The organism is Streptomyces sp. NPDC085931, from assembly GCF_044540565.1.
Taxonomy (GTDB): domain Bacteria; phylum Actinomycetota; class Actinomycetes; order Streptomycetales; family Streptomycetaceae; genus Streptomyces.
On record NZ_JBITSK010000019.1, the window covers coordinates 1 to 11984 of the forward strand.

Sequence of the window (11984 nt, forward strand, 5' to 3'; positions counted from 1 at the left end):
ATTCGCCGCTACATCATCTGGCGAAACCGTCACGCCGCCGATCAACGACTACGAGCCGTGGTCGACAGGGCGAACGTTGCCTGATGCGGCACTAGAGCGGTCCCGGGGCGTGCCCTCTATTCCCTGCCCTGGGATGCAGCGCCGCCCCCGGGGCCCAACGCTGCCTGGTGGTCCCGGGGTGGGTGGCTCCGTGCCGGCTGATGACTCACTAGTCGGTACCACCGGACAGTATGGCCCGTGGTGCTGGCACGGACCCGATGTCAGGTTGGCATATGCCGGCGTCGTCGTCGCGCTCCTTGTCTGGGGTGCTAGCCCTGGCGCCGTGCGGGTGGCGTGGCGGGAGGGCGAGATGAGCAGTGCGACTCTCGATCCGTGCCCACCGCGCATCAGTCAACGGCACACTTGGACCGACGACCGACTGATCCGAACCAAGCCGCCTAGTTGTCCTTCAGGTGCGTGGTGAGGCGGGACAGCAGAGGCAATGCCTGGGCCAGCGTCCGGCGTTCCTCCGCGCTCAGGGCCTCGTCGATCGCGGCGCCGAGTCGTTCCGCACGCCTGCCACGCTCCTCCGACAAGCGGTCTTCTCCCGTGGGCGTGATGCGCAGCAAGACTTTGCGACCGTCACTGGGGTGAGCCTCGGGGTGCACGAAACCCTGGGCGAGGAGTTGCTTGACCGCTTTGGCGACCGACTGGTGGCTGACTCCTCGCTGCTGCGCGATGTCGGCGGTGGTCAGCGGGCCGCTGCGGTCCAGGTAGCCGAGGACGGCAGCCTCGCCAGGAGGCATCGTGTCGATCGTGCGCACGCTCCGCACGAGCTGCCCGACGATCATGCGCAGTTCTTCAGCCAGCTGGGCGTCGTCCATGATCGCACCCTACCTCAAGCTATGCACCCAAGCTGTACACCTTGGGTGCACTTAGGGGGTCCAGGTGCCGTGCTCCATGGAGCAGGCGTACAGCGAAGTGTACAGATTAGGTGTACAGTTTGGTTGTAGAAATCGAGTTGGGAGGACCCGTCATGCAGCTCACCAAGCCCGCCCACGCCTGCGTCACCGTGCAGAAGGACGGCACGCGTCTGGTCATCGACCCGGGCACTTTCACCCCTGACGCGGCGGAAGCCGTAGCTCAGGCTCAGGCCGTCCTGATCACTCACGAGCACTTCGACCACTTCGACGAGAAGGTCGTCGCCGCCGCCCTGGAGGCGCAGCCCGCACTGCAGGTGTACGGCACCGCCGCTGTCTCGGCAGCTCTCGGCCGGCACAACGGGCGCGTTCATACCGTCGCGGCCGGCGACGCCTTCACCGTCGGCTCCATCACCGCCACGGTCCACGGGCACCGGCACGCGCTGATCCACACCGACATCCCGTGCCGCGACAACGTCGGCTACCTGCTCGACGACGGAGCCCTCTACCACCCGGGCGACGCCTACTTCGTTCCGGACGCACCTGTACGCACCCTGCTGCTCCCGACCAGCGGTCCGTGGACCAAGCTCGGCGAAGCCGCCGACTACGTCCGCACGGTCAAGCCGGAGCAGATCATCCAGATCCACGAGCTCATGCTCAGCGACCTCGGCCAGCGGTCCACCGCCACCCTCCTCGGAGAGCAGGGCCTGACAGGCCTCCCCATCGACCGCGTCGAGCCCGGCACCACCGTCGAGCTGTGACTGCCACATCCTGACGACCATGCGCTTCGCAACCATCCGGATCGGCGACACCCTCACCGCGGCTCGGATCGAGAAAGACCGCGCCGTACTGGTCGACGCCACCGATGCCGTCGACGCCTACCTTCGTCGCGACCGCCTGGCGGACGTCGGCGAGCTGGACGCCCGCACCGCTCCTTACGCCCGTGTGTCACCTGCCCCCGCACACATCCTGTGCGTGGGCCTCAACTACCGAAGTCACGTCGAGGAACTTGGATGTCCCATACCCATGTACCCCACGTTCTTCGCGAAGTTCGCTTCCACGCTGACCGGTCCCCGGGACACGATCACGCTGCCGAGCGTCAGCGACCACATCGACGGCGAAGCGGAGCTGGCCGTCGTCGTCGGCCGGCACCTCCACCGAGCCGACGTGAAGGAGGCCGCCGACGCCATCGCCGGCTACACCGTCGCCAACGACCTGTCCCTGCGCGACTGGCAGCATCGCACGACCGAAGCGCTACAGGGCAAGGTCCTCGACCGCTCCACCCCGCTCGGCCCTGTGCTGGTGACCCCCGACGAACTCGACGACGCCCGCGACCTCACCGTCACCTTCTCCGTCGACGGCGTCCCATGGCAACGCGGCTCCACCAGCGACCTTCTGTTCACCCCGGCCGAACTCCTCGCCTACTGCAGCACCTTCCTCACCCTGGAGCCCCGTGACGTGATCCTGACCGGCACTCCGGGAAGGACCTCCGACGCTGAATCGACGCTCACTCCGGGCCGGCGACTGATGACCGCGATCGAAGGCATAGGCGCCGCCATCAACCCCACTTGTGCAGATTCCCTTCCTGACACCCGCGCCACTTGGCGGGGAAAGCCACCGGGCGAGCAGGCCGCGGGATGAAGTCGAGGCCGTGTCAGCCCTCCGGGACGAGGCCGCCGCGGCATTCTCCGCGGTAAGCCCTGCCGACCGACAGCCTGACCCCAGGCCTCGACGGGGCCGGAAACCGGTGGGGGAGCGGCGGAGGCCGTCTCGAGGCGGCCTGTCCGGCGCTGCCCGCTCCACCTCCCGGTCCGGCCCGGCCAGCTCACGCTCGGGCGCAGGGCGGCTGGTGTCGCTGTGAATGAGCCGCAGGTGCCGGCCGCGGACGTGACGCCCCGTCGATGCCTCGCGTTGCATCCGGTCGTCCGGACGATCGTGTCTCTACGCGAGCGGGTCGCCGGCCTTCTGGACGACCCTGGCGATCCAGGCCATGACCTCGGGCACGTCGTAGTTTCCGGCATGCGGCTGGTTCCATGCGAGCCGGTAGTCCAGGTCCTCGACCTCCTTGTCCGCGGCGAGTGCGCGGTCGAGGTTGACCGAGACGGTGAAGGCGGTGTCCCGGTCGCGAGTGCCATGGCGGAGGTACCAGTTCGGCGCGGTGTCGGCCTTGGTGCCGATGAAGTCCATCGGGTTGATGAGATGGACCTGGTCATCGACGGTGGTGCTCTTCTGTGCGATGTACTGCTTCCAGGTCAGAGCGGTGTCATCCAGGCCGCTGCCGTCGCCGGGCACGTCGTTGTGGTTCCAGCTGAACTCGGTGTAGTTCAGGTACGTCGCGGTCGGCGGGCCGAAGAGGTTGGTCTCGGTGCGGCTGGTGGTGTTCCCGTCGACGCCCACGGCGTCGAAGGCAGGGGTCGTCTTGAGGGCGGCTTGGGTGGCGACGAAGGCCAGGTACTTGGCCATGTCGACGGAGCGCACTGTGCGGGTGGAGGTGTCGACGTCGATCCAGTCGTTGACGTACGACTTGGTGGTGCCCCCGGTGGTGAGCTGGAAAGTGCCGCCCAGCGGCGGAATGGTGCGGGCGGGATCCGCCTTCAGGTAGGTCTCGGCGGAGCGGATGACCTCCTTCTTGACGGTGTCGAGCATGGTTGCGGCGGTGAGCCGGGAGCCGTCGGGATTGCGCAGCGCGAGACTCTTCTCGTAGGCGGCGAACCGGGCCGCTATCTCTGCGGCTGCTTGCGGCGAGGGGTTCTGTTCGGTGGTGTTACGGGTGTCGAGGACGTTGTAGAGCCACTCGTAGGCCACGTCGGCGTTGCCGAGGTCGGTGATCGGGCAGTACGCGTTGACTGCGAAGACGTCGTCGCGCAGGGTGCTGCGTGCCTTGGTGTCGATGCCGGCGGCGCCGATCGCGGCGAGGTAGGGGGTGTACTCGCTGCTGTTGCCGGAAGCGCCCAGGATCGATGCCAGCGCGCCGCCGCCACTGGTGCCGTTGACGACGATCCGCTCCGCGCTGCCGGGCATCGCGGCGTCGTTGAGACGCAGGTAGCGCACGGCGGCCTTGGCGTCGGCGACGGCCGCAGGTGCCTTGCCGGGGAACGAGCCGTCGGCACCGACCAGTCCGCGACTGCGACTGGCGACATCGACGAAGACGTACCCCGCCTTCAGGGCGGCACCGACGTTGCTCGCCGCACTGTTGTAGGTGGCGCCGGCGGTCACGCTCGTCCGTATGTAACTGGCCATCCAGCCGCTGTTGTTCACCGCGAAGTAGATCGGCGCCCGCTGGTCGCCGAAGGCGCTTTCGGGGACGAACACGTTCATGCTCTGGTAGCCGCACGCGGTGTTGGGGATGGTGGTGCTGCCACCGCCGGGACCACCGGGCTGCTGCGCCGCCGCAGCGACCGGGTGCGCGACGTAGCAGATCTCCTTGTACCAGCGCACATCGACCGGATGGCCGTCGATGGTGACGGTGATCGTCGTGTAGCCGGAGGAGGAGTCGAAGGCGAGCGCCGCGTCCTGGGGGTCTGCGGCACGGTCACGGCTGTGAGCTGGAGCGGCGGCCACGACGGAGGCCGGTACCGCGACGAGGGTGAGGACGAGGGATCCTGCGAGTGCCATGCCTCTCAGGAACCGCCTGCCTATCACGGGGCGTTCCGCCCGCCCGCTCGGCCGGTGAGTGACTGCGTCTCGTCCGCGTGGCGCGATCAACCTCTGCATGGGTCTCCCCTCATCGAGGACCAAGGGCTTGGCGCATGCTCAGGGCCAAGGCGTGAGCACACTACAAGAGTGTCAACAATATGGGTAGCACTATCGCCAACATCCTGATTCGGCGAGAGCGTTACCTATAGCCCCGGGCGCCCCCGGCCCGACGGCGCCTCACGACAAGACGTGATGCTCGCCGACGTGGATGACTTGGCCGAGCGTGGTGACGCTGCACGGAGGGCGTCGGCAGACACCGCGAGCCTTAGGTACTCAACTGCAGTGCGGTGGCCGTCGGATCGCGGCGCTCAGGGCCCGTCCGGCCCTGTCTAGGACCGCGCCGGCTCACGGGGGCCCGGATGCCGGGCGGCGTGGCAGGTCCTGGTGCCCGCCCTGACGGCAGCTCCTGCGCGGCCGCTGTCAGGTCCTCTTCGGTACGGTGGTGGGATCGGCGAGGGTGTGTTCGCGTCCGATGGTCAGCGCACCGTGGAGGGCCGCGTCGGCACCGAGGGTCCCGGGCCTGACGAGTGGGGGAACAGGCAGGGAAGGCACCCCGGCGCGGGGCGAGGTGGGCGTCGATGTCGGGCCTCAACCAGGGCAGCCAGTCGGCGAGTCGGCCACCGAGGACGACATGATCGGGGTCGATCGCTCCGGTGAGAGACCGGAGTGCGGCGCCCAGGGCGTGCCCGGCACGGTCCAGTGCGGCCAGAGCGAGCGGTTGCCCTGTACGCAGGCAGTGGTCGAATTCGGTGAGGGCGGCGCTGGTGTCCTGTGGTGAGGACGAAGTGCCGAGCCCGGCCTTCTCCAGGACCGCGCGGGTGCCGATGTATGTGGTCAGGCAGCCGGTTGCGCCGCACCGGCAGACATCCCCGTCGAGGGAGACGGGAATGTGGCCGAGCTCCCCGGCCAGGCCGTGACTGCCTTGGAAGGCACGGCCGTCGACGATCAACGCACCGGCCACCCCGGCGTCGGACTTCACGTACGCGACGGTGCCACCGCCCAAGGCATCCGCCGTGACTCGCCCCACCCCTGAATTGAGAACAGAATCGTTGACAATCCTGTTGGCCTACATTTAGCGTCGACAGGCACTCACTCAGGGAGGGCAGATGCCGCAGGAAGCCCGTCCAGGCTCCGGAGAGCAGGCCAAGCAGTACGCGCTGGAGCGGCTCAGGAAGGCGATCCTGCAAGGCGAAATGGCGCCGGCCCAGCGGCTGGTGGAGAACGAGCTGGCCGAGAGCTACGGCGTCACGCGGGCGAGCGTGCGCGCCGCACTGCTCGACCTGACCTCTGAGGGTCTGGTCGAGCGGATCCGTAACCGCGGCTCGCGGGTGCGGGTGGTGACGGTCGAGGAGGCCGTGGAGATCACGGAGTGCCGGATGGTGCTCGAAGGGCTGTGCGCGGGCAAGGCGGCGATCGAGGCCACCGACGCGCAGCTGGACGAGCTGGCCGACCTGGGCAAGGCCATGTCCAGGGCGGTCACCGACGGCGATCCGGTCACCTACTCCGAGCTCAACCATGACCTGCACGCCCTGATCCGGGACGCCTCCGGCCAGCACACAGCCGTCGGTCTCCTGGAGCGGCTCAATGCCCAGCTGGTGCGCCACCGCTTCCAGCTGGCGCTGCGGCCGGGCCGCCCGCAGCAGTCCCTGAGTGAGCACCTGGCGGTGATCGAAGCGATCAGGGCCAGGGATCCGCAAGCGGCCGAGACGGCCGTTCGTGCCCACCTCAGCAGCGTGATCGACGCCCTGCGCGCCGACTGAAACGCGCTCCTGGGGGCGGGTGCGGCACCTGTCACCAAGGAGATGCAGCATGACCCACGGCAACGGCGCACCCGCCGCCGCTCCGCCCCGATCGACCCTCGTCGTCACCGCGCACGCGGGGGACTTCGTGTGGAGGGCGGGCGGAGCCATCGCTTTGGCCGCCTCACGGGGCGAGAAGGTCACCATCGCGTGCCTGACCTTCGGCGAGCGCGGCGAGTCGGCCAAAGCGTGGCGGGAGGGCAAGACGCTCGAGGAGATCAAGGCGATACGCCGGGAGGAGGCAGAGAAGGCCGCCGCCACGCTCGGCGCCGAGGTCCGCTTCTTCGACGCCGGCGACTACCCGCTCCTCGCCACGGCCGAGCTGACCGACCAGCTCGTCTCCGTCTACCGGGAGACGCAGCCGGACGTCGTCCTCACCCACCCCGCCGAGGACCCGTACAACGGCGACCACCCCGCCGCCAACCGCATGGCCCTGGAGGCCCGTGTCCTGGCCCAGGCCATCGGCTACCCCGGCGCGGGCGACATCATCGGCGCCCCGCCTGTCTTCTACTTCGAGCCGCACCAGCCCGAGATGAGCGGCTTCCGTCCCGAGGTCCTGCTCGACATCACCGAGGTGTGGGAGACCAAGCGCAAGGCCATGGAGTGCCTCGCCGCCCAGCAGCACCTGTGGGACTACTACACCGACCTCGCCGTCCGCCGCGGTGTCCAGCTCAAGCGCAACGCCGGCCCCAACCTGGGCCTTGCGCACAAGACCATGGCCGAGGCGTACATGCGGCCCTACCCGCAGATCGCGAAGGAGCTCGCCTGATGCCCGGCATGATCGTCACCAACCCACCCAAGGCGGAGGCGGAAGACGTCGAGGCGCTCGCCGGTTACGGGACAGCGACCGTCGGCGAGGCCATGGGCCGCACCGGCTTCCTCGGCACGCATCTGCGCCCGATCCAGCAAGGTGTCCGGGTCGCGGGTACCGCCGTCACGGTGCTGTGCTGGCCCGGCGACAACCTCATGATCCACGCGGCGGTCGAGCAGTGCGGCGAGGGCGACATCCTCGTCGTCACCACCACCTCGCCGTGCGCGGACGGCCTGTTCGGCGAACTGTTCGCCACAGCCCTCGCCCATCGCGGGGTGTGTGGCGTCGTCCTGAACACCGGTGTCCGCGACACCGCCGAACTGCGCGCGATGGGCTTCCCCGCCTGGTCCGCCGCAGTCAGCCCGCAGGGCACGGTCAAGGCGACCGGCGGCAGCGTGAACGTACCGATCGTGATCGGCGGCCAGGTGATCCGACCCGGTGATGTGATCGTCGCCGACGACGACGGCGTCGTGGTCGTCCCGCGCGAGCGCGCCCGCGATACCGCCCAGGCGTCCGAGGCCCGTGAGCAGAAGGAGGCCGGGGCCCGCGCCGCCTTCCTGGAGGGACAACTGGGCCTGGACCGCTACGGGTTGCGGGAGACGCTCACCCAGCTCGGGGTGACCTACCGCTCGTACGAGGAGGTCGAGTCGTGACCCGCCCCCCGGGGGTTCGCTGCATGCTGATGCGCGGTGGCACCTCCAAGGGCGCCTACTTTCTGGCCGACGACCTGCCCGCCGAAGGTACCGTCCGCGACGAGCTGCTGCTGCGGGTCATGGGCAGCCCGGACCCGCGCCAGATCGACGGCCTGGGCGGCGCCCATCCCCTCACGAGCAAGGTTGCCGTGGTCTCCCCGTCGGCCGTCCCCGAGGCCGACGTCGACTACCTCTTCCTCCAAGTCGCCGTGGACAAGGCAGAGGTATCGGACCGCCAGAACTGCGGCAACCTGCTCGCCGGAGTCGGCCCGTTCGCTGTCGAGCGCGGACTCGTACGAGCAGGCAGCAGGGAGACATCCGTGCGCATCCGCATGGTGAACTCCGGTGACTTCGCCACGGCGACGTTCCCGACCCCTGACGGCCGCGTCGACTACAGCGGCGACACGGAGATCTCCGGGGTCCCGGGGCGCGCCGCTGCCATCATCGTCGAATTCCCGCCACGCGAGGGGAAGTTGCTGCCCACGGGAAACGTGCGCGACACGGTCGCCGGCATCGAGGTCACGTGCGTCGACAACGGCATGCCGACCGTCCTGATCCCCGCCGAGGCCCTCAAGGTCACCGGCCGGGAGGACCCGAAGGACCTGGAGAGCAACCGGGAACTCACCGCCCGGCTCCACGACATCCGGCTGGCAGCCGGGCAGCTGATGGCGCTCGGCGACGTCACCGGCACCACCGTTCCCAAGCTCACCCTCCTTTCGCCGCCCCGCCACGGCGGCGCCGTCACCACCCGCACCTTCATCCCCGCCCGGGTCCACACCTCCATCGGCGTGCTGGGCGCTGCCAGCGTGGCGGCCGGGCTGCGGATGAAGGGAAGCGTCGCACACGGCATCGCCGTCCTCCCCGAAGAAGGCGACCGGCTCCGCCTCGAGCATCCCAGCGGGTTCACCGACATCGAGAGCAGCATCGATCGCACCCCCGACGGCGGCCTGAGAGCCCGTCGCACCGCCGTCGTGCGCACCGCCCGCAAGATCTTCGACGGCACCGTCTTTCCCGTGCCATCCACAGGAGGCCGCTCATGACCCCGCCTCTCGGCGACATCGCCCACATCGGCCACGCCCAGCTGTTCACTCCGGACCTGGACGCCTCCGTCGCCTTCTTCACCGACTTCCTGGGCCTGACCATCAACGGGCAGGACGGCGACACCGTCTACTTGCGGACCTTCGACGACTACGAGCACCACAGCCTCGTCCTCACCGCACGCGAGCAACCCGGCCTCGGCCGCCTCGCCCTGCGCACCTCCAGCGAGGAAGCGCTGGGACGCCGGGTGCAGGCCATCGAGACGGCGGGCGGCACGGGAAAGTGGACCGAGGACGAGCCCGGTCTCGGCCGGCTCTACGTCACCACCGACCCGGACGGCCACGAACACGCCCTGTACTGGGAGAGCGAGCACTATCAGGCCCCCCAAGCGCTCAAGCCCGCTCTCAAGAACCAGCCACAGGCGAAGCCCAACCGCGGCGTCGGCGTCCGCCGCTTGGACCACATCAACTTCCTCGCTGCCGACGTCCTCGCCAACGCCGAGTGGCAGCAACAGCTCCTCGGCGCCCGCCCCACCGAGCAGATCCGGCTCGACTCCGGCAGGATCGCGGCACGCTGGCTGACGTACACCGACAAGTCGTACGACGTCGTCTACACGTCCGACTGGACCGGCAGTGAGGGCCGCCTGCATCACATCGCCTTCGCCACCGATACCCGCGAGGACATCCTGCGAGCCGCCGACCTCGCCATCGACACCGGCGTCTTCATCGAGACGGGACCCCACAAGCACGCCATTCAGCAGACGTTCTTCCTTTACGTCTACGAACCCGGCGGCAACCGCATCGAACTGTGCAACCCGCTCACCCGCCTCGTCCTCGCCCCCGACTGGCCGCTGATCACCTGGACCGAGGAAGAGCGCAAGAAGGGCCAGGCGTGGGGCCTGAAGACCATCGAGTCCTTCCACACGCACGGCACGCCGCCCGTTCAACCCTGATGTGATCTCTCGTTCCACGCCCGGGGTACGGCCACCGGACCCCGGGCCGAACCGTTACCCGGATTGTTAACAAAAACGTTGACGGGCTGGCTACGGCTTCTTAATGTCTACGCCACAGCGAGCTCAAGACTCCATCCGCGACGTTCCGCAGCTCATGGGCACGCTCCGTCCGCCCTCCGCACCGGCCGCGCGAGCCGCACCGGCCCCACCGCCCTCGCAGCCAGGGACCAGGGCCCTGTCCCTGACGTCCCACACGAGAGGAAACAACGATGTCCTCCTCCGCTACCCCCCCGCTCGCCCAGGCGACCGGGACAGCGACCCGCCGTAGCCGCACCGCCGTCATCGCCCTGTGCTGGGGACTGGTCCTCCTCGACGGCATCGACACGTTCATCTACGGCTCCGTGCTTCCGAAGATGCTCGGCGGCCACAGCCTCGGCCTCACCCCCGACGCCGCGGGCACGATCGGCAGTTACGCCAACTTCGGCATGCTGCTCGGCACCATCCTGTCCGGCATGGCCTCCAACTGGATCGGCCGCCGCGTCACCGTCTTCGCCAGCGTCACGATCTTCACCCTCGCCACTCTCGCCACCGGCTGGTCCCAGTCCTCGGGCCAGTTCGGCTTCTTCCGCTTCGTGTGCGGTTTCGGCCTCGGCGCGCTGCTCCCCATCGCGATCTCGTACGGCATGGAGTTCACCACGCGCGGCCGCCGCGCCCTCGCCACCGGCATCATCATGACCGCCCATCAGACCGGCGGCGCCCTGGCCCCCCTGATCGCCCTCTGGCTGGTCGACGACCACGGCTGGCGAACGGCCTTCATCGCCTCCGCGATGCCCGCCCTGATCCTGCTCCCGATCGCCTTCAAGCTGCTGCCCGAGTCACCCACCAACCTGCTCACCCGCGGTCGCCGCGCCGACGCCGAGCTGCTCGCCGCCGCCTACGGCACCGAACTGGCCGAGCCCAAGGCGAACCGCGGCGACAAGCTGGACGCGCTCAAGAACCTCTTCCGGAACCGCCAGTGGCCCACCACCCTGTGCTTCTGGCTGACGTCCTTCGCGGGGCTGCTCCTGGTCTACGGAGTCGGCCAGTGGCTGCCGAAAATCATGGTCGACCTCGGTTACGACACCGGCGACTCCCTGCTCTTCTCGACGTTCCTGAACGTCGGCGGCATCTGCGGCATGCTCATCGCCGGCCGCACCGCCGACCTCATCGGCCCTCGCAAGGTCGTCATCGCCTGGTTCGTCCTGACCTCCGTCTTCGTCTACCTCATGGGCGTCAAGATGTCGGTAGGCCTCCTGTACGCGGTGGTCTTCTTCGCCGGGCTGCTGCTCTTCTCCGGTCAGACCATGGTCTACGCGACGGTCGGCACCCACCACAACGACGAGGACCGCCCCACCGCCCTCGGCTGGGTCTCCGGCATGGGCCGCTTCGGCGCCATCTTCGGCCCGTGGATCGGCGGCGCCCTCATCGAGGCGGGCAACGCGGACATCGGCTTCACCATGTACGCCTGCGCCGCGCTCTTCGGCGCGCTCATGATGACCACAGCCGCCCTCACCATCAAGAAGCACACGGCCGTGAGGGTCTGACCGCAGGCAGACGCAAGTAACCGCCCAGCACTGGGGCCTATTGAAGTCATCCCCACTCTCCGACTCGCGGACACGGCGGCGGCCATAGCGTGGTACCAGCGAGTGGGCCCCGAAAGCAGGGTCACTCGGACGGGTGTTCCACCACCGCTTCGACTGCTGGACGCCACAGGGGGGTGGCCGCCCCCGGGTGTGCTTGTTGGGCGCGGACGCTGCCGCCGGGTCTGGTCGACGTACCGCTTCGCGACTGTGTCGCTGACGCTGCCCATCTCCGGGACAGCAGCATCGTGCTGCGCGGGCGCACCATCCCGTGCGGATGCCGGCCGTCTGGAGGGCGCTGGAGGGATTTCCCTTCGGCGGCATCGTGATACGGAGATTGGGGATCAGGTGGGGGAGGGGTTCTGGAGAGTCACTGCGGCCGGTGGCGGGGGGGGGGGGGGGGGGGGGGGGCGCCCCCCCCCCGCCCCCCCCCCCGGGCGCCCCCACGCATGGGGGGGGGGTGCGGGGCACGCCCGTC

At 69.1% G+C, this 11984-nt stretch carries 11 protein-coding genes and 1 pseudogene; 9 read left to right on the top strand and 3 right to left on the bottom strand.

From position 1 onward, the window contains the following. Nucleotides 1-84 (top strand): annotated as a pseudogene (locus tag ACIGAN_RS31330) (transposase); the annotation flags it as partial. 353 nt (nt 85-437) lie between these two features. Here the strand turns inward: ACIGAN_RS31330 and ACIGAN_RS31335 are convergent. Beyond that, entirely contained in the window at nt 438-863 is a 426-nt protein-coding gene (locus ACIGAN_RS31335) for a MarR family winged helix-turn-helix transcriptional regulator (protein ID WP_399862620.1), read from the bottom strand. A 152-nt stretch (nt 864-1015) separates the two neighbouring features. Between ACIGAN_RS31335 and ACIGAN_RS31340 the strand changes: the two genes are divergently transcribed. Next, nucleotides 1016-1660, top strand: a complete 645-nt coding sequence (locus ACIGAN_RS31340; protein ID WP_399862622.1) for an MBL fold metallo-hydrolase — start codon at nt 1016-1018, stop codon at nt 1658-1660. 19 nt (nt 1661-1679) lie between these two features. Beyond that, on the top strand, nt 1680-2540 hold the full coding sequence (locus ACIGAN_RS31345; protein WP_399862623.1) for a fumarylacetoacetate hydrolase family protein: 861 nt from the start codon (nt 1680-1682) through the stop codon (nt 2538-2540). A gap of 300 nt (nt 2541-2840) precedes the next feature. Here ACIGAN_RS31345 and ACIGAN_RS31350 read toward each other — a convergent pair whose 3' ends face one another. Together ACIGAN_RS31350 and ACIGAN_RS31355 are read right to left on the bottom strand one after the other, a co-directional pair. Then, on the bottom strand, nt 2841-4514 hold the full coding sequence (locus ACIGAN_RS31350; RefSeq protein WP_399862625.1) for a subtype B tannase: 1674 nt from the start codon (nt 4512-4514) through the stop codon (nt 2841-2843). A gap of 346 nt (nt 4515-4860) precedes the next feature. Next, the gene (locus ACIGAN_RS31355) at nt 4861-5622 is read right to left on the bottom strand and encodes an ROK family protein (protein WP_399862627.1); all 762 of its coding nucleotides are present in this window, start codon (nt 5620-5622) and stop codon (nt 4861-4863) included. A gap of 79 nt (nt 5623-5701) precedes the next feature. Here ACIGAN_RS31355 and ACIGAN_RS31360 point away from each other — a divergent pair, with 79 nt between their 5' ends. The 6 genes from ACIGAN_RS31360 (at nt 5702) to ACIGAN_RS31385 (ending at nt 11470) form a co-directional block, all read left to right on the top strand. Continuing rightward, entirely contained in the window at nt 5702-6355 is a 654-nt protein-coding gene (locus ACIGAN_RS31360; RefSeq protein ID WP_365742466.1) for a GntR family transcriptional regulator, read from the top strand. A 49-nt stretch (nt 6356-6404) separates the two neighbouring features. Continuing rightward, nucleotides 6405-7163 carry a PIG-L deacetylase family protein gene (locus tag ACIGAN_RS31365; RefSeq protein ID WP_365742468.1) on the top strand — a complete coding sequence of 253 codons (759 nt, stop codon included), beginning with the start codon at nt 6405-6407 and terminating at the stop codon, nt 7161-7163. Continuing rightward, nucleotides 7163-7858 carry a 4-carboxy-4-hydroxy-2-oxoadipate aldolase/oxaloacetate decarboxylase gene (locus ACIGAN_RS31370; RefSeq protein ID WP_399862630.1) on the top strand — a complete coding sequence of 232 codons (696 nt, stop codon included), beginning with the start codon at nt 7163-7165 and terminating at the stop codon, nt 7856-7858. The genes ACIGAN_RS31365 and ACIGAN_RS31370 overlap by 1 nt, the downstream gene beginning before the upstream one ends. After that, nucleotides 7855-8937 (top strand): 4-oxalomesaconate tautomerase, encoded by a 1083-nt coding sequence (locus tag ACIGAN_RS31375; protein ID WP_399862631.1) that lies wholly within the window; start codon nt 7855-7857, stop codon nt 8935-8937. The genes ACIGAN_RS31370 and ACIGAN_RS31375 overlap by 4 nt, the downstream gene beginning before the upstream one ends. Beyond that, entirely contained in the window at nt 8934-9887 is a 954-nt protein-coding gene (locus tag ACIGAN_RS31380) for a VOC family protein (protein ID WP_399862633.1), read from the top strand. The genes ACIGAN_RS31375 and ACIGAN_RS31380 overlap by 4 nt, the downstream gene beginning before the upstream one ends. Before the next feature lie 269 nt (nt 9888-10156). Beyond that, on the top strand, nt 10157-11470 hold the full coding sequence (locus ACIGAN_RS31385; RefSeq protein WP_399862635.1) for an MFS transporter: 1314 nt from the start codon (nt 10157-10159) through the stop codon (nt 11468-11470). Nucleotides 11471-11984 lie beyond the last annotated feature (514 nt).